Genomic DNA, 22,389 nt, shown 5'->3' on the forward strand with positions numbered 1-22,389 from the left:
CGCCGTGCCGCGCGACCAGCTCTCACTGACCACACTCGCGCGGTCGGGCTTCGTCGGCCTGAGCTCGGTCCGGGCTCAGCTCCACGAGCTGGCTGAGCTCGCCGGCATCACGGTCGAGGAGGCGCTTCCGGCCTTCGCGGTCGCCGCCGACCCCGACAGCGCTCTGGGCTGCACGCTCGCGCTCGTGCGCCGAGCGCCGGAGGGCGTCGCGCCGTATCTGCGCAGGCAGGACGCGGCCACGCGCATCCTGCGGGTGATCGGGGCGTCGCAGGGCATCGGCGAGTTCTTCCTCCGCCAACCCGACCAGCTGGATGCTCTGGATGCGCCCGTCTGGAGCCTCCCGTCCGCGGCCGAGCTGCGTGACGACCTGCTGGCGTCGGTCGGCGCGGTGGACGGCTTCGCCTCTGTCACCGAGGAGGAGGCGTGGACCGCGCTGCGCATTCGGTATCGCAGGCGGCTGGTGCAGCTGGCGAGCTTCGATCTGGAGCAGGCCGATCCTGTCGACGGGTTCGACGCCATCGCTGCCGCGATCTCCGATCTGGCCGCCGCCGCGTTGGAGGCATCGCTCGCCATCGCGCGCAGGCAGGCCAGCGGGACGGGCCCGGGCCGGTTCCCCGAGGACGAGGTGCGGGCGACCAGGCTCGCGGTCATCGGCATGGGCAAGGCGGGCGCGCGTGAGCTCAACTATGTCAGCGACGTCGACGTGATCTTCGTGGCAGAGGGCGACGAGGAGGCGGGCGTCAGCTCCGGACGTGCTGTCGACATCGCGACCCGGCTGGCGATGCTGACGATGCGCGGCATCCACGATCCCGCCATCGAACCGGGACTGTGGGAGGTCGACCCGAACCTGCGACCCGAGGGCAAGGACGGCGCGCTCGTGCGCACCCTCGAATCGCACATCGCGTACTACGACCGCTGGGCGAAGGGCTGGGAGTTCCAGGCGCTGCTGAAGGCACGACCGCTCGCCGGCGACCTCGACCTGGGGGAGCGGTACGTCGCCGCCATCTCGCCGAAGGTGTGGAGCAGCGCCTCCCGCGAGAACTTCGTCGAGTCTGTGCAGCGGATGCGCGAACGCGTCACCGACCACATCCCGGACGACGAGGTGCACTACCAGCTGAAGCTCGGCCCAGGAGGCCTGCGCGACGTCGAGTTCACCGTTCAGTTGCTGCAGCTCGTCCACGGCCAGACCGACGACCGGGTGCGCCAGCGCGACACGCTCTCCGCCCTCGCCGCCCTCGCCGAGCAGGGCTACATCGGCCGCGAGGAGTCCGCCGACTTCTCCCGCGACTACCGCACACTGCGCCTGATGGAGCACCGGCTGCAGCTGCGGCACCTGTCGCGCACGCACCTGATGCCGCGCGACGAGGGCGACCAGCGCGTGCTCGCCAGGGCCACTGGGCTCGCCACCGGCGCCGAACAGCTCTTCGAACGCTGGAACGCGATCAAACACCGGGTGCGCGGGCTGCACGAGCGCCTGTTCTACCGGCCGCTGCTCAGCGCCGTCGCCTCGGCGCCGAGCGAGGACACCAAGCTCACCGGGCAGGCCGGCCTCACCAGCGAGCAGGCGGAGGCCCGCCTCGCCGCAATCGGCTTCCGCGACCCGCGCGGAGCCCTTGCGCATATCGCGGCGCTCACCGGCGGCGTGTCCAGGCGGGCGACCATCCAGCGCCATCTGCTGCCGGTCATGCTGCAGTGGTTCGCCGACGGCGCAGACCCCGACTACGGCCTCCTCACCTTCCGCCGCCTCAGCGAAGACCTCGGCTCCACGCACTGGTACCTGCGGATGCTCCGCGACTCCAGCGGCGCCGCCGAGCGTCTGACGCGGGTGCTGTCCGGCTCGCGCTTCGCCGGGGAACTGCTCGGGCGCATCCCGGAGTCGGTCGCCTGGCTGGAATCGGAGGACGACCTGCGTCCCCGGTCGGCCGCGCTGCTGCGCGAGGAGACCAGGGCGATCCTCGGCAGGCACTCGTCCGCGGAGTCCGCTGCGTCGGCGTTGCGAGCTGCCCGCCGCCGTGAGGTGCTGCGGCTCGCGTTCTCGGGCATCCTCGGATTCAGCTCGATCGAGGAGCTGGCGCAGGGTCTCACCGACGTCACCGAGAATGTGATCGCGGGTGTGCTGGAGGCGATCAGGGAGAGCAGGGCCGACAGGGACCTGTTCGAGTTCGCGGTGATCGGGATGGGCCGCTTCGGCGGCCGCGAGCTCGGTTTCGGCTCCGACGCCGACGTGATGTACGTGTTCCGCCCGCTCGGCGACGACCAGGAGTCCGCCCACCGCGCCGCCCTCCAGGTGGTCTCCGAGCTCGGCAGGCTCACCGAGGACAACGTCCTTCCGCTCGACCTGGACATCGGCCTGCGGCCGGAAGGCAAGAACGGCACCCCGGTCCGTTCGCTCGACTCCTACCGCGCCTACTATCAGCGCTGGTCGCTCACCTGGGAGGCGCAGGCGCTGCTGCGCGCGCGCGGTGTCGCGGGAGACGCAGCCCTCCTCGACGATTTCGAACGCGTCGCCGACGAGGTGCGCTACCCGTCCGCGATCGCCGAGCAGGCGGTGCGCGAGGTGAAGCGCATCAAGGCCCGGGTCGAGGGCGAACGTCTCCCGCAGGGGGCGGACCCCGCCCGCCATCTGAAGCTCGGCCGCGGCTCGCTGAGCGACGTGGAATGGTTCGTTCAGCTCATCCAGTTGCAGCACGCTGCGGAGATCCCCGACCTGCAGACCACGTCCACCCTGGATGCGCTCCGCGTCGCCGCGGAGACGGGCTACGTCACGGCCGAAGACGCCGCCAAGCTCCGGGACGCCTGGGTGTTCGCCTCCCGTGCCCGCTCGGCGATGACCCTCTGGACCAACAAGACGGCCGACGTCCTCCCGTCCGACCGCGGCGCCCTCGACGGCGTCGCCCGCCTGATGGAATACCCGCCCGGCTCCGCCAGCCGCCTCGAAGAGGACTACCTGGCCGTCACGCGCCGCGCCCGCGCAGTCTTCGAGCGCAGCTTCTACGGCGTGCAGGAGCGGCCGGCGCCGTCGGCGTGAGTCCCGCCGAAACGCCGGAAGGCCGCACCCCCGAAGGGATGCGGCCTCCCGCAACGTCAGAGCGTCAGACGCCGAAGTACAGCTCGTACTCGAACGGGTGCGGACGCTGCGCGAGGGGCTTGATCTCCTTCTCGCGCTTGTAGTCGATCCAGGTCTCGATGAGCTCCGGGGTGAACACGCCGCCTGCGAGCAGGAACTCGTGGTCGGCCTCGAGCGCATCCAGGACCTCGGCGAGGGTGCCGGGAACCTGGGGGATGTTCTTGGCCTCCTCCGGCGGGAGCTCGTAGAGGTCCTTGTCGACCGGCTCGTGCGGCTCGATGCGGTTCTTGATGCCGTCGAGGCCGGCCATCAGCTGAGCCGCGAACGCGAGGTACGGGTTACCGGACGCATCCGGCGCGCGGAACTCGATGCGCTTCGCCTTCGGGTTCGTGCCCGTGATCGGGATGCGGATGGATGCCGAGCGGTTTCCGGCCGAGTAGACCAGGTTGACCGGGGCCTCGAAGCCGGGGACCAGGCGGTGGAACGAGTTCACCGTCGGGTTCGTGAACGCCAGGACGGCGGGGGCGTGCTTGAGCAGGCCGCCGATGTACCAGCGGGCGAGGTCGGAGAGGCCGCCGTAGCCCGCCTCGTCGTAGAACAGCGGCTTGCCGTCGTTCCACAGCGACTGGTGGGTGTGCATCCCGGAGCCGTTGTCGCCGAACAGCGGCTTCGGCATGAAGGTCGCGACCTTGCCCCAGAGCTCGGCCGTGTTCTTCACGATGTACTTGAACTTGAGGATGTCGTCCGCCGCGTGGACCATCGTGTCGAAGCGGTAGTTGATCTCGGCCTGGCCGCCGGTGCCCACCTCGTGGTGCGCGCGCTCCAGGATGAGGCCTGCGTCGATCAGCTTCAGCGAGATGTCGTCGCGCAGGTCGGCCTGCTTGTCGACCGGGCTGACCGGGAAGTATCCGCCCTTGTACGGCGTCTTGTTGGCGAGGTTTCCGCCCTCCTCGACACGGCCGGAGTTCCAGGCGCCCTCCTCGGAGTCCACCGAGTAGAAGCTGGAGTGCTGGTTCACCTCGTAGCGGACGTCGTCGAAGATGTAGAACTCGGCCTCCGGCGCGAAGAACGCGGTGTCGGCGATGCCGGTGGAGGCGAGGTACTTCTCGGCCTTCTTAGCGACCTGACGCGGGTCCTTCGAGTAGATCTCGCCGTTGCGCGGGTTGTAGATGTCGAAGACCATGATGAGCGTCCGCTCGGCACGGAACGGGTCGACGTACGCCGTTGCGACGTCGGGGATGAGCTGCATGTCCGATTCGTGGATGGACGCGAAGCCGCGGATGGACGAGCCGTCGAAGAGCTGGCCGACGGAGAAGAACTCCTCGTCGACGGTCGATGCGGGAATGTTGAAGTGCTGCTGCACACCGGGCAGATCGGTGAAGCGGATATCAAGGAACTTGACGTCGGTGTCCTTGATGAACTTGAGCACCTCGGAAGAATCACGGAACATGCGGAGGACTCCCAAAAATGGATTGAGGTGGTGGACTGCACCTGCAGCCCAAGACCCAACGTACGGGGAAGGAGTTTCCCCGGGGTGACGCAAATGTTTCCGGCGTGTTACGCATACCCGTGGCCGGTAAACTCGTCTGGTGCCACAGAACCCGCCAACGCCCAGCTCCGGCAACATCGCACCGAGCCGTTATCCCGGTGAACGACTGGGACTTCCGGAGACCGGCCGCGGCTCAGTCGGTCGCGCAGGGCGGCGAATCGGGGCGATCGTGGTCGACTGGGGAATCGCCTACCTGATCTCGTTCGCGTTCTTCCGCGTCGACAGCATCGCGAACGGCTGGGCCACCACTGGCATCTTCGTGCTCATGCAGATTGTCTTCATCCCGACCATCGGCGGCGGCATCGGCCACCGCGTGTTCGGGATGCGCGTCGTTGCGATCCGCGGAGGCTGGGTCGGCCTGTGGCGCCCGATTGTGCGCTCGCTGCTGCTCGCCATCGTCATCCCGGCGCTCGTCTGGGACTCGGACCAGCGCGGCTTCCACGACAAGATCGCCGGCACCGTCCTCATCCGCGCCTGACGGGCCGCCGCCGTTGCCGTCGGCGTCCCTCCGGAATCGAGTGGTCCCGAATTGCCGTGCGCACACCTGCGCCCACGGCAATTCGGGACCACTCGATCGGGCGCACTCTCATCTAGCCCAGTCGCAGAAACGAAAGTGCGGCCCCGTCGAAGCGGGACCGCACTGACATTGCCCGCGAGGCGGGCTGCACGTTCTAGCGTGCGCGCTGCGCGCGCGCCTTCATCGGGTCGATGCCCTTCGGGATCGGCATGGCGCTCTCCAGCGACTGCAGACGGTTGCTGATCGCCATGACCTCGGCCTTGGTGAGCGTCGGCTTGATCTTGGCGAGCACGCGCGGGATCTTGTGCAGCGGGATGGAGTCGCTGTCCGGTCCGACGCTGATCGTGGTCACGGGGACGTTCGGCAGCACGCGGGTGACCTTGCGGCGTTCCTCGTCGATCATCCGCTGGGTGCGGGTCTTCGGACCCTCGCTGATGAGGACGACGCCGCCGCGACCGGTGGCGCGGTAGATCGCATCCTGGGTCTTGCCGTTGACGGCGACCGGCATCTCCGAGCCGCGCCAGCTGCGCTTCAGCGAGCTGCGCAGCACAGCGCCGACCGCGCCGGGCTGGCCCTCGATCTGCGAGTACGCGGCACGCTCCGCGCGACGACCGAGGATGATCAGGCCGATCAGCACACCGGCGAGCACGCCGGCCAGGATCCACATGCCCATCGTGAAGCCGTTGCCGTCCGACAGGAAGATCGCGAGCAGCACACCGACGATGATCGGCGCCACGATGCCGCCCACGATGTACAACACCGCCCGCTTGTCGTAGCGGCGGGTCATCTGGAAGACCTGCCACATCTGCTTGAGCCGACCGGGCTCCTTGGTGGACTTGTCCTTGCGTGCCATAGTCACAAGGATACCGGCTCGAACGCCTGTGCAGCGACGTTGTTCGCGGTCAGGAGACGGCCTGGGCGAAGCCGAGCGATGCGTCCGCCAGGTGACGCAGTTCGGCGGGCACATCGCGGCCCTTCGCCTGCATCGACTGCGCCCACAACCGGCCGGCTCGATACGACGAACGAACCAGCGGTCCGGCGAGCACGCCGAGGAAGCCGATGGCTTCCGCCTCCTCTTTCAGCTCCACGAACTCGTCCGGATGCACCCACCGGGCGACCGGCAGATGCCGGGGGGCTCGGCCGCAGGTACTGGGTGATCGTGATGATGTCCGTCCCCGCGTCGTGCAGGTCCTGCAGGGCCTGGCTGACCTCTGCGCGTTCCTCGCCCATCCCCAGGATGAGGTTGGACTTGGTGATGAGACCAGCATCGCGGCCCTGCGTGATCACATCCAATGAGCGCTCGTAGCGGAACGCTGGGCGGATGCGCTTGAAGATGCGCGGCACCGTCTCGACGTTGTGTGCGAACACCTCCGGGCGCGCGGAGAACACCTCGCCGAGATACTCGGGGTTTCCGGAGAAATCGGGGACCAGGATCTCGACCCCGGTGCCAGGGCTCTGCCGGTGGATCTCGCGGATCGTCTCCGCGTACAGCCAGGAGCCCTCATCGGCGAGGTCGTCGCGGGCGACCCCCGTCACCGTCGCGTACCGCAGGTCCATCCTGGACACCGACTCGGCGACGCGACGCGGCTCGTCGGTGTCGTAGTCGGCGGGCTTGCCGGTGTCGATCTGGCAGAAGTCGCAGCGGCGGGTGCACTGGGCGCCGCCGATGAGGAACGTCGCCTCCCTGTCCTCCCAGCACTCGTAGATGTTGGGGCAGCCGGCCTCCTGGCACACCGTGTGCAGGTCCTCGCTCTTGACGAGGCTCTGCAGCTGACGGAATTCAGGCCCCATCTTCGCCTTGGTCTTGATCCACTCCGGCTTGCGCTCGATGGGGGTCTCGGCGTTGCGGATCTCCAGGCGCAGCATTTTGCGCCCCTCTGGTGCTGCGCTCACGCGACGGACTCCAGTTCTTTCTCGAAGCGGGCGCGGATGAGGGGGACGACGTCCTCCGGGGTGACGGTGCGGCCGAGGACGCGGCTGATCGAGGTGATCCCCGCATCCCGGATGCCGCAGGCCACGATGGCGTCGTACGCCTCGAAGCCATTGGAGCAGTTGAGCGCGAACCCGTGCATGGTCACGCCCTCGGCGACGCGGATGCCGATGGCGGCGATCTTCTCGTCGCGTGGCGTTCCGTCGGGCTGGACCCCGCGGATCCAGACGCCGGAGCGGCCGTCGACCCGCTCGCCTGTCACGCCGAGCTCGGCGAGCACGTCGATCAGGATGCTCTCGAGTCTCCGCACATAGCCGACGACGTCGATGGGTTCCGGAAGGTGGAGGATCGGGTATCCCACGAGCTGCCCCGGCCCGTGCCAGGTGATCTTCCCGCCGCGGTCGACGTCGATGACGGGGGTTCCGTCTGTCGGCCTTTCGTCGGGCTCTGTGCGTTTCCCTGCGGTGTACACCGAGGGATGCTCGAGGAGAATGACGGTATCGGGCGCCCGGCCTGCGACGACATCGGCGTGCATGGCACGCTGGTGTTGAAGGGCCTCGATATACGGCACGGAGTTGGCGCTTAGCCCCGTGACGACGTAGTCGACCACGCAGACAGTCTACGTGGACCGCGCCCCTGCACAACTCGCGGCGTTGGCGCGTTGTCCACCGATTCCGGATGTTCACCCCGTGTGCGCGACGGGTGCACTGGACTGGACGCATGCCGCACAGACAGATCTCCGCGCACCCGCCCCACGCTTCTCTGCTCAGCCGACCACCGGACCTGGAGCGTCTTGTCGCGAGCCGGGCGCGGGAACGCGGCTGGCGGGTGATCGAGACGCTGTCGATGGATGCGGGGGAGCTGCGGCAATTGGTCCTGGTGCCGGAGTGCCCGTCCTGTGGTCGTGTGTGTGCGTACAGGCGTGGACTCGGCGGCCGCGACGGCGCGGGAGGAGTCGGCGCGTCGAACGGCGCGATCCGAGCACGTGGTCGGAGTGGTGAGTGGTGTCGGAGAGGGACTCGGCGCCGGTTTACGAGGCGGCCACGCCGAGTTCCTGCTCCTGGAGCATGCCACCGGTGGCACGCTGGCAGACCTGCTCGCGCGGCGGCGCCTGGTCAGAACCGACGAAGCCGCCACGATCCTGGTCGGCGTCGCCTCCGGCCTCGGAGCGCTCCACGAGGCCGGGTGGGCCACGGGCGGGCTCACGGCAGGCGGGGTCGCGTTCCGGAGGGACGGGTGCCCGGCCATCGACGGGCTACACGGTGCGACGGCGATCGGAGACGACGTCGCCGCGGGTGCGGGTGGCGGTGCTGGTGGCAGAGCGGGTGATGCCGATTCTCGGGCGTTTATTGCTGTCGCGGCTCAGCTCTGCGCTGTCGTCCCCGCGCCAGGCGGTTGGCGGCTGGTTAATGCGGTGGAGGCGGTGCTCGGATCAGGTGCGACAGCACTGGGCGCGGGGATCGGAGTGTGGGAGCGGGTGATCGAGCGAGTTCTCGCGGTGGTCGAGCCGGGGATGATCCGGTTGGCGGACGAGTCGCTCGAGCTTCGTGCTGTTCCGGAAGGTGCGGGTGCGGACGGTCTGCGAATCGGTGTGACTCCGATCGAGGCGCAGCAGGGCCACGCTGGCGAATCGGGCGCTCGCGCGACCTCCCGCCGAACCCAGGCGGAGTTGCTCGCCGTGGGGTTGCTGGGTGCCGCTCGGCGCGCGGGTGGCGAAGGCGCGCGCGGAGACTTCGCGCCGCGAGCCGCCGCTGCTTCATCATCCCGGCCTGCCGAGGTGCTCGCTCGCTCACCGGGCGCTGCGGTCTCATCGCCTGCGGCGATCGCGAACGTTCTGCTCGACGGCAACCCGGTCGCCCACATCGCCGGACGTGCCCGCGCCTGGCTCGCCGTGCGGAAGAAACTCGTGGTGATCGCGGTCGCGCCCGTCGTGGCTGTCGGCGCGTCGCTGCTGCTGATTCCGGGGGCTGCCGACGCCGGGGGAATCGGCGGCGCGGGAACTGGTGGCGTGGGAGCCGGTGGCGGGGGAGCCGACAGCGCAAGCGCCAGTAGCGCGAAAGGCGGCAACGGCAGCGCGGCGTCCGGCGGTCCGGCCACCTCGTCGTCCCCGCCTCCCGCGTCCGCATCCCCGTCCGCAGGTCTCGGCCAGCGACCCGCTTCCGCTGTGCCCGAAGAGCCGGTGGCCGCCGCGACGGCGCTGCTGCTGGCGCGGCACGCGTGCTTCGCCGCGCGAGTACGGGAGGCGTCGTGCCTGGACGACATCGTGCAGGAGGGTTCGCCGCTCGCGGACTCCGATCGGGCCGCGGTCGGCGGCGACGCGTCCGCCGATGAGTACGACTTTGCCGGAGCCGCTGTCGAGCTCGTGCAGCGCTGGGGCGAGGCGGCGCTCGTGTCGGTGGCTCCCGACCGTGCGCGCACCCGGAAAAGCGACCGGCCTCGCTCCTGATGGTCAGGAGCGAGGCCGGGTGGCGTCTGCGGGAGGTGTTCCCGTGACTAGATGCCGAGTGACTAGATGCCGAGGTTCGCCTCGAAGTTGCCGCCCTCGAGACGGTTCTTCACCGCGACGAGGAAGCGGGCAGCGTCGGCGCCGTCGACGATCCTGTGGTCGTACGACAGAGCCAGGTACACCGTGGAGCGGATCGCGATCGAGTCGGTTCCGTCGGCCGAGATGACGACGGGCTTCTTCGAGACGATGCCGGTTCCGAGGATCGCAACCTGCGGGAGGAACACGACGGGGGTGTCGAACAGCGCGCCGCGCGAACCCGTGTTGGTCAGCGTGAACGTGCCGCCAGCGAGCTCGTCCGGCTTCAGACGGTTCTCACGGGTGCGCTCGGCGAGGTCCGCGATCTCCGTCGCGAGACCGGCGAGGTCGAGCTTGGAAGCGTTGCGCACCACAGGGGTGAGCAGGCCGCGCTCGGTGTCGACGGCGATCGACATGTTCTCGTGGTCCGGGTAGACGATCGAGTCGCCGTCGATGGTGGCGTTGATGACGGGGTACGACTTCAGCGCCTCGGCAGCGGCCAGAGCAAAGAACGGGAGGAAGGAGAGCTTCACGCCGGTCTTGGTCTGGAACTCGCCCTTGACCTTGTCGCGGAACGCGGCGACCTTGGTCACGTCGACCTCGACGACGGTGGTCAGCTGAGCCGACGACTGCATCGAGATGACGGCGCGCTCGGCGACGACCTTGCGCAGACGCGACATGGGCTGGGTGGTGCCACGCAGCGGCGACACCTCCGGAGCGGGTGCGGCGGCAGCAGCGGACGGGGCGGCGGCGGCCGGAGCAGCAGCAGCGGAGAGAATGTCCTCCTTGCGGATGCGTCCGCCGACACCGGTGCCGGTCACGGTCGACAGGTCGATGCCCTGCTCGTTCGCCAGCTTGCGGACGATCGGGGTCACGTAGCCGGCGTTGCCGGCGTGAGCGCCACCCGATGCGGCCGGAGCAGCAGCGGCGGGAGCCGGAGCAGCAGCGGCGGCAGGAGCCGCAGGTGCCGGAGCGGCAGCTGCGACCGGAGCCGGGGCAGCCTCAGCGGCGGGAGCCGGAGCGGCAGCAGCGACCGGAGCCGGGGCAGCCTCAGCGGCGGGAGCCGGAGCGGCAGCAGCGACCGGAGCCGGGGCAGCCTCGGCAGCAGGTGCCGGTGCGGCCTCAGCAGCAGGTGCCGGTGCGGCCTCAGCGGCAGGTGCCGGTGCGGCCTCAGCGGCGGGAGCGGGCGCAGCCTCAGCCGCGGGCGCAGCCTCAGCCGCGGGTGCAGCCTCAGCAGGCGCAGCTTCAGCAGCCGGTGCGGCCTCAGCAGCCGGCGCGGCCGGAGCCTCGCCGCCGCCGGAGCCGTCGCCGATCGTCACGAGCGCGGTACCCACCTCGACGGTCTCGTCCTCCTGCACCAGGATCGCCTCGATGACGCCCGCGATGGGGGAGGGGATCTCGGTGTCGACCTTGTCGGTCGAGACTTCGAGCAGGGGCTCGTCCACCTCGACACGGTCGCCAACGTTCTTCAGCCAGCGGGTGACCGTGCCTTCCGTGACACTCTCGCCGAGTGCCGGGAGGCTGACGGATTCGCTCATGAGCTTGTCTCCTTCAAACCAATTCGTTCAGTAGTTTATTGCAGTCGCGCCGACCGGCGGCGGACTAAAGGGTGTGCAGCGGTTTGCCTGCGAGGTACAGGAACGCCTCGCCCAGCGCCTCGTTCTGCGTGGGGTGCGCGTGGATGAGCGGGGCGATGTCTTCCGGGTATGCTTCCCAGTTCACCGCGAGCTGTGCCTCGCCGATGAGCTCACCGACGCGGGCGCCGATCATGTGGACGCCGACGACGGGGCCGTCGACGACGCGGACGACCTTGACGGAACCGTTGGTGCCGATGATCTCGCTCTTGCCGTTGCCGGCCAGGCTGTAGTCGTAGCTCGACACCTTGTCGGCGCCGTACTGCTCCACGGCCTTCGCCTCGCTGAGGCCCACCGAGGCGACCTCGGGGTCGCAGTACGTGACCTTCGGGATGTTGACGTCGGGGACGACGATCGGGTTCAGGCCCGCGATCTCCTCCGCGACGAAGATGCCCTGCTGGAAACCGCGGTGCGCGAGCTGCAGGCCGGGAACGATGTCGCCGACCGCGTAGACGCCGGGAACGCTCGTGTGCAGGCGCTCGTCGGTGATGACGAAGCCGCGGTCCATGGTGATGCCCGCCTCTTCGTAGCCGAGGTTGGCGGTCGACGGGCCACGGCCGACGGCGACGAGCAGCAGCTCGGCGTCCACAGTGTCGCCGTTTTCGAGGGTGACGACGACGCCGTCCTCGTTCTGGGTGACACCGGCGAACCGGATCCCGAGACGGTAGTCGATGCCGCGACGGCGGAACGCGCGCTCCAGCGACTTGCTGATGGACTCGTCCTCGTTGGGGACGAGGTGCGGGAGGGCCTCGATGATGGTGACGTCTGCGCCGAAGGACTTCCAGACGCTCGCGAACTCGACGCCGATGACGCCGCCGCCGAGCACGGCGACCTTCTTGGGCACGAAGTCCAGCTCGAGAGCCTGCTCGCTGGTGATGACGCGGCCGCCGATCTCCAGACCGGGGAGCGAGCGGGAGTACGAGCCGGTGGCCAGCACGACGTGCTTTCCGACGATGGTGTCTTCGCCGACCTGCACCGTGGTGGGGGAGACCAGACGCCCCTCGCCCTCGATGACCGTGATCTTGCGCGCCTTGACCAGGCCCTGCAGGCCCTTGTACTTCTTGGCGACGATTCCCTGGCGGTATTCCGTCACACCGTTGATGTCGATGCCCTGGAACTCGGTGACGATGCCGTACTTCGACGACTCCCGCGAGTAGTCGGCCACCTCGGCGGCGTGCAGCAGCGCCTTGGTGGGGATGCATCCTCGGTGCAGGCAGGTGCCTCCGACCTTGTCTTTCTCGATCATCCCAACGGTGAAACCGAGCTCGGACGCACGCAGCGCTGCTGCGTATCCTCCACTCCCACCGCCGAGTACCACAATGTCAAAGTTCTGCTCAGACACCCAGCTACTCCCTCGCGCATCAAGTTTCGTGACACGACCCTGCCCCGAGGGGTCACTCGAGGGCAGGCGTTTGATTGCGGCAAGAATTTTTCTTGCCCATACGACCCTACTACTTCCGGGAAAAGTCCTCGGCCAACCGGAGGAGGGCTCTGACGGTGACGGCGGTCGGTCCCTTGCCGGTGAAACCGTACGGAGAGGCCGGGCCCTTGGCCGGTCCGGCGATGTCGAGGTGGGCCCACGGGATGCGCGGCGAATCCTCTGCATCTCCTGTGCGTCCGACGAACTCCTGCAGGAAGACGGCTGCGAGGAGCATCCCGCCTGCGGTGTTGCCGGGGTTCGCGTTGGCGATGTCGGCCACGTCGGAGTTGATCGTGGCGCGCAGCTCACCGGGCAGCGGCATCGGCCAGAGCAGTTCGCCGGTCGCCCCGGCGGCGTCGACGACCTCGTCGACGAGCGCGCCGTCACCCATCACGGCCGCGTAGCGCGTGCCGAGGGCGACCATCGCGGCCCCGGTGAGGGTGGCGACGTCGATGATCGCGTCCGGGCGCTCCTCGCTCGCCGCGACCAGGCCGTCGGCCATCACCAGGCGACCCTCGGCGTCGGTGTTCAGCACCTCGACCGTTCGGCCGCCCCGGATGCGCAGGACGTCGTTCGGACGGATCGCGGAGCCGGACGGCATGTTCTCGGCGATGCACAGCCATGCAGTGACCTTCACCGGGAGCGCGAGCCTGGCCGCCGCGACGGCGACGGCGAGCACGGTGGCGGCGCCGGTCATGTCGTACTTCATCCCGACCATCCCGGTCGGCGGCTTGAGGGAGAGCCCGCCGGTGTCGAACGTGATCCCCTTGCCGACGAGCGCGATGTGCTTCGCGGCTCCAGCGGGGAGTACGTCACCTTCACCAGTCGCGGCGGCCGCGTCGAGCCCTGCCCGACGCCGAGGATGCCGCCGAAGCCGTCCGCTTCGAGCTGCTTCTTGTCCCAGACCTTCACCTCGACGGGCAGGCCGGACGCCGCGGCCTCCGCGGCGTCGGCGAGCGTGGCGGGGTAGAGGTCGAGCGGCGGCGTGTTCACGAGGTCCTTGACCAGCGCGACCGCCTCCGCCGTTGCGGTTGCGCGGGCGACCAGCCGGTCGGCTGCGCTGGCGTCCGACGGCGAGCCGACGACCTCGATCGTTGCGACGGGCGTCTTCACCGACGGCTTCGATGCCTCGCGGTATGTCGTGAACGCGTACGAGCCGAGCGCTGCTCCTTCGAGCGCGGCGCCCAGCTTCTCGTCGTTGTCCGTCGGCAGCGCCACGGTGACGGCCCCGGTGCCCGCGAGCTGACGGATGCCGCTGCCGGCTGCGAACCGCACGGCGTCCGCATCCACCGGCTCCGGAAGTCCGATCACGGCGAGCGATGGTCCGTCCGCAGCACCGGGGAGGCGGACGAGCTCGTCCTTTCCTCCGCCGAAGCCCACGGCCTGCAACTGGGCCGCGAGGTCCCCTGCAGCGGCGACAACGGCCTCCACGGCGGCGTCGGCGGCGATGACGACCGAGCCACCGGATGCGCGCGCGCCGATCAGCAGCACATCGCCGGACGGCGAGACGACGGGGGAGGACGAGAGCGAGAGAGAGGGCACGGTCATGCTTCGAATCTAGCCTCCCGCCGTGTTCGCTGTGGGCGTGCGACTTCGGAGCCGGTTCGCAGCGTCGGGCTGTTGGCGTCGGCCTAGAGTTGAAATATGCGCGATCCGGGTGACCTGTACGACCTCAACGCGGCCCTCACCGAGGTGCCCGAGGGGCTCAACCTGGTCGCCGGCCTGACCGGCTTCGCCGACGCGGGCTCCGGCGTCACCCAGCTCGGCACCTACCTGCTCGGCACGCTCGACAACGAGGTCGTCGCCACATTCGACGCGGACATCCTGCTCGACTACCGTGCGCGCCGCCCGATCATCTACTTCGATCAGGACCACCTCACCGACTACCAGCCGGCCACGCTCAAGCTCTACCTCGCGTACGACGAGCTCCGCCAGCCGTTCCTCCTGCTCACCGGATTCGAGCCGGACTTCCAGTGGGAAGGGTTCACCCAGGCCGTCCTCGGTCTCATCGACAAGCTCAAGGTCAAAGCGGTCACCTGGGTGCACTCGATTCCGATGCCCGTTCCGCACACGCGGCCGATCGGCGTCACTGTGAGTGGCAACCGCACCGAGCTCATCGATTCGATGTCGATCTGGAAGCCGCACACCCAGGTGCCCGCGAACGCACTCCATCTGCTGGAGTTCCGGCTGCAGCAGCTGTCGTACCCGATCGCCGGCTTCATCCTGCTCGTCCCGCACTACCTCGCCGACACCGAATACCCGGCGGCCGCCATCGCGGCCCTCGACAGCATCAGCGCGGCGACCGGTCTCATCTTCCCGACAGACCGACTCCGCGAGGAGGACAGGGAGTTCGTCGCGAACATCGACGAGCAAGTCGACTCCAACGCCGAACTCGGCAAGCTGGTCGGAACGCTCGAGGAGCGACACGACAGCTATATGGAGGACAACCAGCTCCGGTCCCCTCTCACAGACAGGGACGGCGAGCTTCCGAGCGCCGACGAGATCGCAGCCGAGCTGGAGAACTTCCTCGCCTTCCGTCGTCACGGTGACGAGGAGAACGGCCCGACCGCATCCTGAGTCGCTCGCGCGGTAATACGCTGGTGAGGTGAATTCGCGTCGATCCTGGCTCATCTTCGGAGTCGGCGTCTTCGCGTACCTCGTCGCCGTGATGCAGCGCACCAGCATCGGGGTCGCAGGCGTCGCAGCATCGGATCGTTTCCACAGCACGGCCTCCGTGCTGTCGACGCTCGCCGTCGTGCAGCTCATCGTCTACGCGGCTATGCAGATCCCGGTCGGCGTGCTGATCGACAGAGTCGGCTCGCGGTGGCTGATGGCGGTGGGGACGGCGCTGATGATCGCCGGGCAGGTGACCGTGGCCTTCGCGCCGAGCATCGGGGTGGCGATCGTCGGCCGCATCCTGGTCGGTGCCGGGGACGCGACGGTGTTCACCTCTTTGATGCGGTTGACCAACTCGTGGTTCCGCGGGCGGATCGTGCCGCAGCTCTCGCAGTGGATCGGCAACATCGGGCAGCTGGGTCAGGTGCTGTCGGCGATCCCGTTCGCGATCATCCTGCACCAGGCTGGATGGACGACCGCCTTCCTGAGTGCAGCGTCGCTGTCCGTCGTCGCGCTGGTCGGCATCGTGGCCGTGATCTCGGACCGGCCGGTCGGGTCGACGGAAGGACCACGTCCCGCCACTTGGACGGAATCGCTCAGGCAGCTCAGGGTGAGCCTCAGCCGTCCTGGCACCCAGCTCGGCTTCTGGTCGCACTTCGTCACGCAGTCGTCCGGGACCGTGTTCACGCTGATGTGGGGGCTTCCGTTCATGGTCTTCGCGCTCGGGATCGACCCGGCGGAGGCGGCCGGTCTGTTGATCGTCGCCGTCGTGGCCGGACTCATCTCCGGGCCGATCCTCGGCGTGCTCACCGCGCGATACCCGCTGCGCCGCAGCAACCTGGTGCTCGGGATCGTGGCGATGATGGGCATCGTCTGGGCCGTGGTGCTGCTCTGGCCGGGCACGCCGCCGCTCTGGCTGCTCATCGTGCTGCTGATCGCGATCGGGATCGGAGGGCCGGGCTCCCTGATCGGGTTCGACTTCGCCCGCACCTCCAACCCCCTGCACAGCCTCGGATCCGCGAACGGCATCGTCAATGTCGGCGGTTTCCTCGCCAGTTTCGTGATGATGTTCCTGATCGGCGTCGCGCTCGACCTGCAGAACAATGCGCGTGTCGCCGCAGGGGGAGCGTCTGATCTCTACGCCTTCGACTCGTTCCGCTGGGCGTTCGCCATCCAGTACGTGATCGTCGGCATCGGGGTGGGTTTCCTCCTGCGGGCGAGGCGCCGCACCCGCCGCCTGCTGTCGGAGGACGAGGGAATAGAAGTGGCCCCGTTGTGGGTTCTACTCTCCGACGCGTGGAAGAGACGCGGACGAGGGGCGGCGAGCTGACCGACAGCCGGGGGATGGCGAACGGATGGTCGGGAACGCCCATGAAACGTGCAATAATTGTTGATCGGACCCGTTCATATCCAGGGGCTCGAAGCATTGCGAAATGCTCGGCGCACAGACCCAGGACTTGACATGGGTCTTAGTAATGTCCGCACGCAACCTGAGCCAGGCCAAGGCGCTTTGGAATCTCGGCCCCTCCGCTTGGTATGAAAGGTGTTCACATGGCAACCCGTGCAGCAACGAAGGCCCCCGTGGCCGATGTCACCGAAGCAGAGGTGACAGAGGTCGAGGCCACCGCGACGACCGCGAAGAAGACGGCGGCGAAGGCCGCTCCCGCAGCGAAGAAGGCGGCAGCGAAGGCTCCCGCCAAGAAGGCGCCTGCCAAGGCCGGCGCCAAGAAGGCCACCAAAGCCAAGGGTGACGACGACGAGATCGGCGACGACGAGGCCGTCGAGATCGACGAGGCGGCAGACGTCGAGGTCGACGCCGCGGCGGACGGCGACGACGCCGACGAGAAGTCGGACGACGACGACGCCAAGCCGGCGACCGCCGACGAGCCCCTCCCGACGGGCGCGCTCGTTCTGCGTGCCGTCGACGAGGACGACGACATCCCGGTCTACTCCAGCACGATCACCGGAGCGACGGCCGACCCTGTCAAGGACTACCTGAAGCAGATCGGTAAGGTCGCCCTGCTGAACGCGGCGGAGGAGGTCGAGCTCGCGATGCGCATCGAGGCCGGCCTGTTCGCCGAGGACAAGCTGGCGAACACGCCGAACATGACCAAGGAGCTCGAGCGCGAGCTGCGCTGGGTCGCCCGCGACGGTCAGCGTGCCAAGAGCCACCTGCTCGGCGCGAACCTCCGCCTCGTCGTCTCGCTGGCCAAGCGCTACACCGGTCGCGGAATGCAGTTCCTCGACCTGATCCAGGAAGGCAACCTGGGCCTCATCCGTGCGGTCGAGAAGTTCGACTACACCAAGGGCTTCAAGTTCTCGACGTACGCGACCTGGTGGATCCGTCAGGCGATCACCCGCGCCATGGCCGACCAGGCCCGCACCATCCGCATCCCGGTGCACATGGTCGAGGTCATCAACAAGCTCGCCCGCGTGCAGCGCCAGATGCTTCAGGACCTGGGCCGCGAGCCCACGCCGGAAGAGCTGAGCCGCGAGCTCGACATGACCCCGGAGAAGGTCATCGAGGTGCAGAAGTACGGCCGTGAGCCGATCTCCCTGCACACCCCGCTCGGCGAGGACGGCGACAGCGAGTTCGGCGACCTGATCGAGGACACCGAGGCGGTCGTCCCGGCCGACGCGGTGGGCTTCACGATGCTGCAGAAGCAGCTCGAGAGCCTGCTCGACTCGCTCTCCGAGCGTGAGGCAGGGGTGATCCGCATGCGGTTCGGCCTCGGCGACGGTATGCCGAAGACGCTCGACCAGATCGGCGACACGTTCGGGGTGACGCGCGAGCGCATCCGTCAGATCGAGTCGAAGACGATGGCGAAGCTCCGTCACCCATCCCGGTCGCAGTCGCTTCGCGACTACCTCGAGTAGGCCGGGGGAGTGCGCTACAGGCTAGCGGTCGTCGCCGGTCGCCTCGCCCGCTGGCTGCTGCGCCTGCGCGGCGGTGGCTCGGCTGTGCCGGGTCGCGTCGCTCTGGCGATCGCGCCGAAGTTTCTGGAACGCGCCGTCGCCGAGCTTCCGCTCGGCGTGGTGTTCGTCTCCGGATCGAACGGCAAGTCGACCACGACGAACATGCTCACGGGCATCCTGCGCGAGCACGGGCTGACCGTGTTCACCAACCCGTCCGGCGGCAACCTGCCGCAGGGGATCGCGTCCGCGTTGCTCGCGACGGTCCCGCTCGACGGGCGTGTGCGCGCCGATGTCGGCGTGATCGAGGTGGACGAGGCGTACGGCGTCGACCTGGCGACCATCCTCAAGCCGCGCGGTTCGCTGTTGCTGAATGTGCAGATCGACCAGCTCAACCGGTTCTTCGAGCCGACCAGGGTGGTCGGGATGCTGCGCTCGATCGGAGCATCCTCGTCGGAGTTCGTGGTGGTGAACGCGGACGACGACAGTCTCGCCCGCGTCGGCGCCGAACTCCTTGCCGAGAGCCGTGACGTCTCGACGTTCGCGGTCGCGCCGTCGATCATCGACGCATCCCCCAACGGGCTCGCCAACGTGAAAGACGTCTCGGGTGTGCCGGCCGGCACCCTTCCCGTGCCCTCTGTGTTCGTCAGCGAGCTGGATGCGCGAAGCGCCAGGCTCGCCTTCGGTGGAGAGAGCGTGCAGGTCGCGCTCCCGGCCAGAGGCCTCCACTACGCCGTGGATGCGGCCGGTGCGACCGCGATGGCCCGCCGCCTGCTCGGTGACCGCTTCCAGCCGCAGGCTGTCGTGGCCGCGATGGCGTCGCTGCGCACGGTCTACGGTCGCGGCGAGACGCTGCGGGTGGGCGAGGAGGACATCGAGATCATCATGATGAAGAATCCGCCGAGCCTGCAGCTCAACCTCGACTATCTGAGCGCCCCGCCGGAGCAGGTCTTCGTGGCGGTCGACGAGGGGACACCGGACCCGTCCTGGGTCTACGACATCGACCTGTCCTCGATCGAGCACGTCGACGTCGTCTCCGGCACCAAGGCCTGGCAGTTCGCCACCCGGTTCGCCTACGCGGGCATCCCGGTCGACCAGGTCGTGCCGGAGCTGAAGCCGGCGCTGACCGCGTTCCTCGACCTGCCGAAGCCGGCGACGGGCACCAAGACCATGATCGTCAACTACGAGCAGATGATGCTGATCCGCAAACAGCTCGGCTTCCTCGACTTGGAGGGCGGCGAGCGATGACCGTTCTGCGCATCCTGCACCTGTACCCGGCCGAGCTCGGCATCAACGGCGACGCCGGCAATGTGACCGCCCTGGTCGAGCGCGCCCGGTGGCGCGGCATCGAGGCGGAGGTCGTGCGGCACCAGGTCGGCGGCGTCCTTCCCGAAGCGGCGGACATCGTCCACATCGGCAGCGGTCCGCTGTCGTCGCAGCGCGCGGTGCTGGAGGACGTGCAGCGCATCGCGCCGACACTGCGCGCGTGGCGTGACGCAGGCACCCCGATCCTGGCGATCGCGGGCGGCTGGCAGCTGCTCGGCACCGAACTCGTCACCGCGGACGGTGAACGCCTCGCCGGAGCCGCCGTCTTCCCGACCCGCGCTCAGCTCGGCGCCACCCGGCACGTCGGCGAGATCGTCGTGCGCACCGGGCAGGGAACGGTCGCCGGGTTCGAGAACCACTCCGCCGCGACGACGCTGGAGGGTGCTGAACCGTTCGGCACGATCGTCAGCGGCACCGGCAACGACGGCGGGCACACGGAGGGCGTCGTGGTGGCCGCGGCCATCGGCACCCACCTGCACGGGCCCGTGCTGCCGATGAACCCGTCGCTGGCCGACCGGATGCTCGTGACGGCCCTGCGCGGCGAGCTCGCCCCGGTGGCGCAGACCGAGAGCGTCGACCGGTATGCGGCCAACGCACGGCGCGCGATCGCCGACCGCCTCGGCGTGAAGCTCTGAAGAACTGCGTGCTCTGAACAGCGCGCCCTGAGCTGCGGCGTTACGCGCTGAGCGGCGTCAGCCCACGTAGACGCGGGGGACGCGGACCGCGACACCCGTGAGCATCTCGTCGGCGATCGTCTCAGCCCAGTCCGCCCACTTCTCGGCGATGACCTCGCCGTTCACGCCTGGACCGAACAGGATGGCGGTGTCGCCGACCTCCACGCGGGTCTGCCCGGCGTCGATCAGCATCGAGTCCGCGTCCACGGACAGCACCCGGCACGGCAAGCCGCCGAGGGAGACGTGCGCTTTCGCGATCCCGAGCGTCGGGACGCCGTCTGCGTAGCCGATGCCGATGCGCGCGTGGGTGGTGCCCCCGACGTGGACGTGGGTGACCGGAGCTTCGAGCCGCATCGTGGGGACGAGGTCGAGATCGGCTCCCGTGCTGTCGTCGAAGGGGGAGACGCCGTACGCTGCGATCCCGAACCTGACGAGGTCGAAGCGCGCTTCCGGCATCCGGATGCCGGCCGAACTGGCCGCCAGGTGCAGGATCTCGAACGTGGCCCCGCGTTCCTCGGCGATGCGGACGGCGTCCAGGAACTGGGCGAGTGCGGCCTCGTCGTCCTCGAGCGACGCGTCGGCGAGGTGCGACCAGGCGGCACGGATGCGGACGACACCCTGCTCCTGGAGCCCGACTGCAGCATCCACCAGGGCAGGCCAGTCCTCGCGGGTGGCTCCGTTGCGGCTGAGGCCCGTGTCGACCTTGAGGTGCACGACGGCAGGCCGGTCTGCTCCGGCGGCGGCGATTGCGTCGAGCTGCCAGCGCGCCGAGATGCCGAGTTCGATGTCCGCTTCGATGCCGGAGCGCCAATCGGTGTCCGTGCCGTGCAACCAGGCGAGCAGTGGAACCGTCACGCCGGCCCGCCGCAGGACTAGTCCGGCCGGGATCTCCAGCACGGCGAGCGACCCTGCGCCCGCCTGGATGCCCGCCTCGGCGACCGGGAGCAGCCCGTGGCCGTATGCGTCGGCCTTGACGGCGAGCATCAGCTCCGACGGCGCGATCAGGGCGGCGAGGTGGGAGACGTTGTGGCGGAGGGCCGCGAGGTCGATGACCGCGCGCGGCAACGGCTCCGCGATGGCGTCGACGATCGTCATGCGCTGTACACCCTCTCGATGCGGCGGCCGAGGCGGGACGTGATGACGGGGGCGGCGATGCCGATGGCGTCCGCCCAGTCGAGCACGGTCGGCTCGCCGAGCGCCGCGTCGCCGAAGAGGACAGCAGGATCGCCCGGCTGCGCCTCCCGGCCGTCGAGGTCGACCACGAACTGGTCCATGGCGATGCGCCCGGTGACACGCCCGGTGAAGTCGCCGATGCGCACCGGCGCCTTGTTGGTGACCACGCGCGGGATGCCGTCGGCGAAGCCGAGCGCGATCAGCGCGAGCGTGGTGTCGTGGGGAGTGCGGTAGGTATAGCCGTACGAGACGCCGCTGTCGGCCGGCACGCGCTTCACGGCGATGATCTCGCCGACCAGCCGCATCGCCGCCCGTGGATGCGCGCCCCGCGTCAGGCCGAACAGCTCTGGTCCGAGCGCGGTCGAGCCCGCGGGAGCCCCCGCATTCGGTGCATCCGGATCGGCGACCAAGGCCCCGGTGAGCCCGGCGTCGGCGAGAGCCGCCGCGTCTTCGAGCCGGGAGACGAGAAAACGCCGACCCCCGCATCCGACAGCGCACGGGCCACGGGGATGAGCCCGTGTCCGTACGCGTCGGCGCGGAGGTCGGCGGTGAGGTCGGTGGGTGACGCTGCAGCCGCGTTGGCCAGGATGGCGTCGAGGTCGATGAGGGCGTGCCTTCGCACGCCCGTCGGCCGTTCACTCATCGTCTGGGTGACTCGCTTCAGCGCCGGGGGCGCGTTACGCGCGCTGCTCTTCGAAGAGACGTGCCGTCTCGTCGTGCCAGCTGTGCGCGATCTGCGAGAGCTTCTCCTGGTGCTTCTTGCCGTGGTGGGCGCAGAACAGGAGCTCGCCGTTATTCACGACGACGCGGATGTAAGCCTGGGCTCCGCAGCTGTCGCAACGGTCGGCCGCAGTCAGTTGCGGCCCCGATGCGAGCTCGTCAACCGCACCGTTCTCCGTGGTGATCGTCGACATATGATGCTCCTTTCAGATCGCAACCGTGAACTCGATACATCTATAGAACCACGTTCCGGCCGCAACACTGCCCGATTCGCCCCCCATTTCGCTGAACGCGTAGCACACACTCAGCCGGGTGTCGGTGGCGGGCGG

Annotated in this window: 16 protein-coding genes and 2 pseudogenes; 8 read left to right on the forward strand and 10 right to left on the reverse strand. The window is 68.9% G+C overall.

Features of this window, described 5'->3' with window-relative positions; translation table 11 throughout:
• Window positions 1-4: 4 nt before the first annotated feature.
• Window positions 5-3,028, forward strand: a complete 3,024-nt coding sequence (locus AC37TH_RS12340) for a bifunctional [glutamine synthetase] adenylyltransferase/[glutamine synthetase]-adenylyl-L-tyrosine phosphorylase (RefSeq protein ID WP_490764642.1) — start codon at window positions 5-7, stop codon at window positions 3,026-3,028.
• Between the two features lie 64 nt (window positions 3,029-3,092).
• Here the strand turns inward: AC37TH_RS12340 and glnA are convergent, their stop codons facing one another.
• Window positions 3,093-4,517 carry a type I glutamate--ammonia ligase gene (glnA, locus tag AC37TH_RS12345; protein WP_490764643.1) on the reverse strand — a complete coding sequence of 475 codons (1,425 nt, stop codon included), beginning with the start codon at window positions 4,515-4,517 and terminating at the stop codon, window positions 3,093-3,095.
• 139 nt (window positions 4,518-4,656) lie between these two features.
• Here glnA and AC37TH_RS12350 point away from each other — a divergent pair, with 139 nt between their 5' ends.
• Window positions 4,657-5,094, forward strand: a complete 438-nt coding sequence (locus AC37TH_RS12350; protein ID WP_490764644.1) for an RDD family protein — start codon at window positions 4,657-4,659, stop codon at window positions 5,092-5,094.
• 193 nt (window positions 5,095-5,287) lie between these two features.
• Here the strand turns inward: AC37TH_RS12350 and AC37TH_RS12355 are convergent, their stop codons facing one another.
• From AC37TH_RS12355 to lipB, 3 genes and pseudogenes are all read right to left on the reverse strand, one after another.
• The gene (locus AC37TH_RS12355; RefSeq protein ID WP_490764645.1) at window positions 5,288-5,986 is read right to left on the reverse strand and encodes a DUF4191 domain-containing protein; all 699 of its coding nucleotides are present in this window, start codon (window positions 5,984-5,986) and stop codon (window positions 5,288-5,290) included.
• 49 nt (window positions 5,987-6,035) lie between these two features.
• Window positions 6,036-7,026: pseudogene (gene lipA, locus AC37TH_RS12360) on the reverse strand (lipoyl synthase).
• Complete coding sequence (gene lipB / locus AC37TH_RS12365) at window positions 7,023-7,673, reverse strand: lipoyl(octanoyl) transferase LipB (protein ID WP_490764646.1); 651 nt, start codon at window positions 7,671-7,673, stop codon at window positions 7,023-7,025. The pseudogene lipA and the gene lipB overlap by 4 nt, the downstream one beginning before the upstream one ends.
• Window positions 7,674-7,973: 300 nt before the next feature.
• Between lipB and AC37TH_RS12370 the strand changes: the two genes are divergently transcribed.
• Window positions 7,974-9,509 (forward strand): hypothetical protein, encoded by a 1,536-nt coding sequence (locus AC37TH_RS12370; protein WP_490764647.1) that lies wholly within the window; start codon window positions 7,974-7,976, stop codon window positions 9,507-9,509.
• A gap of 62 nt (window positions 9,510-9,571) precedes the next feature.
• Here the strand turns inward: AC37TH_RS12370 and sucB are convergent, their stop codons facing one another.
• From sucB to AC37TH_RS12385, 3 genes and pseudogenes are all read right to left on the reverse strand, one after another.
• Window positions 9,572-11,122 (reverse strand): 2-oxoglutarate dehydrogenase, E2 component, dihydrolipoamide succinyltransferase, encoded by a 1,551-nt coding sequence (gene sucB, locus AC37TH_RS12375; protein ID WP_490764648.1) that lies wholly within the window; start codon window positions 11,120-11,122, stop codon window positions 9,572-9,574.
• 64 nt (window positions 11,123-11,186) lie between these two features.
• Window positions 11,187-12,560: a dihydrolipoyl dehydrogenase gene (gene lpdA, locus AC37TH_RS12380; protein WP_490764649.1), complete on the reverse strand. Its 1,374-nt coding sequence runs from the start codon at window positions 12,558-12,560 to the stop codon at window positions 11,187-11,189.
• 109 nt (window positions 12,561-12,669) lie between these two features.
• Window positions 12,670-14,186 (reverse strand): annotated as a pseudogene (locus AC37TH_RS12385) (leucyl aminopeptidase).
• Window positions 14,187-14,282: 96 nt separating this feature from the next.
• On the opposite strand from AC37TH_RS12385, the gene AC37TH_RS12390 reads away from it, so the two are divergent.
• The 5 genes from AC37TH_RS12390 to AC37TH_RS12410 all read left to right on the forward strand — a co-directional run bounded on the left by AC37TH_RS12390 (window position 14,283) and on the right by AC37TH_RS12410 (window position 20,128).
• Window positions 14,283-15,215, forward strand: a complete 933-nt coding sequence (locus tag AC37TH_RS12390) for a proteasome assembly chaperone family protein (protein ID WP_490764650.1) — start codon at window positions 14,283-14,285, stop codon at window positions 15,213-15,215.
• 28 nt (window positions 15,216-15,243) lie between these two features.
• Entirely contained in the window at window positions 15,244-16,584 is a 1,341-nt protein-coding gene (locus tag AC37TH_RS12395) for an MFS transporter (protein WP_490764651.1), read from the forward strand.
• Window positions 16,585-16,805: 221 nt separating this feature from the next.
• Window positions 16,806-18,131 carry an RNA polymerase sigma factor gene (locus AC37TH_RS12400; RefSeq protein WP_490764652.1) on the forward strand — a complete coding sequence of 442 codons (1,326 nt, stop codon included), beginning with the start codon at window positions 16,806-16,808 and terminating at the stop codon, window positions 18,129-18,131.
• A 9-nt stretch (window positions 18,132-18,140) separates the two neighbouring features.
• Complete coding sequence (locus AC37TH_RS12405) at window positions 18,141-19,415, forward strand: MurT ligase domain-containing protein (RefSeq protein WP_490764653.1); 1,275 nt, start codon at window positions 18,141-18,143, stop codon at window positions 19,413-19,415.
• Window positions 19,412-20,128 (forward strand): type 1 glutamine amidotransferase, encoded by a 717-nt coding sequence (locus AC37TH_RS12410; protein ID WP_490764654.1) that lies wholly within the window; start codon window positions 19,412-19,414, stop codon window positions 20,126-20,128. The genes AC37TH_RS12405 and AC37TH_RS12410 overlap by 4 nt, the downstream gene beginning before the upstream one ends.
• A 57-nt stretch (window positions 20,129-20,185) precedes the next feature.
• Here AC37TH_RS12410 and alr read toward each other — a convergent pair whose 3' ends face one another.
• The 3 genes from alr to AC37TH_RS12425 form a co-directional block, all read right to left on the reverse strand.
• The gene (gene alr, locus AC37TH_RS12415) at window positions 20,186-21,262 is read right to left on the reverse strand and encodes an alanine racemase (protein WP_490764655.1); all 1,077 of its coding nucleotides are present in this window, start codon (window positions 21,260-21,262) and stop codon (window positions 20,186-20,188) included.
• Window positions 21,259-21,750 (reverse strand): alanine racemase C-terminal domain-containing protein, encoded by a 492-nt coding sequence (locus AC37TH_RS12420; RefSeq protein WP_490764656.1) that lies wholly within the window; start codon window positions 21,748-21,750, stop codon window positions 21,259-21,261. Before AC37TH_RS12420 ends, alr begins: the two co-directional genes overlap by 4 nt.
• A gap of 267 nt (window positions 21,751-22,017) precedes the next feature.
• A complete protein-coding gene (locus AC37TH_RS12425) occupies window positions 22,018-22,254 on the reverse strand; it encodes a DUF7455 domain-containing protein (protein ID WP_055896232.1) in 237 nt (78 codons plus the stop codon).
• Between the last annotated feature and the right edge of the window lie 135 nt (window positions 22,255-22,389).

The sequence above is a fragment of the Leifsonia sp. McL0627 genome (assembly GCF_058244615.1).

Coding starts and splice junctions, on each gene's coding strand:
- glnA (WP_490764643.1), bottom strand. CDS start 4,517: ATGTTCCGTGATTCTTCCGAGGTGCTCAAGTTCATCAAGGACACCGAC.
- AC37TH_RS12355 (WP_490764645.1), bottom strand. CDS start 5,986: ATGGCACGCAAGGACAAGTCCACCAAGGAGCCCGGTCGGCTCAAGCAG.
- sucB (WP_490764648.1), bottom strand. CDS start 11,122: ATGAGCGAATCCGTCAGCCTCCCGGCACTCGGCGAGAGTGTCACGGAA.
- AC37TH_RS12390 (WP_490764650.1), top strand. CDS start 14,283: ATGCGCGATCCGGGTGACCTGTACGACCTCAACGCGGCCCTCACCGAG.
- AC37TH_RS12400 (WP_490764652.1), top strand. CDS start 16,806: ATGGCAACCCGTGCAGCAACGAAGGCCCCCGTGGCCGATGTCACCGAA.
- AC37TH_RS12410 (WP_490764654.1), top strand. CDS start 19,412: ATGACCGTTCTGCGCATCCTGCACCTGTACCCGGCCGAGCTCGGCATC.
- alr (WP_490764655.1), bottom strand. CDS start 21,262: ATGACGATCGTCGACGCCATCGCGGAGCCGTTGCCGCGCGCGGTCATC.
- AC37TH_RS12425 (WP_055896232.1), bottom strand. CDS start 22,254: ATGTCGACGATCACCACGGAGAACGGTGCGGTTGACGAGCTCGCATCG.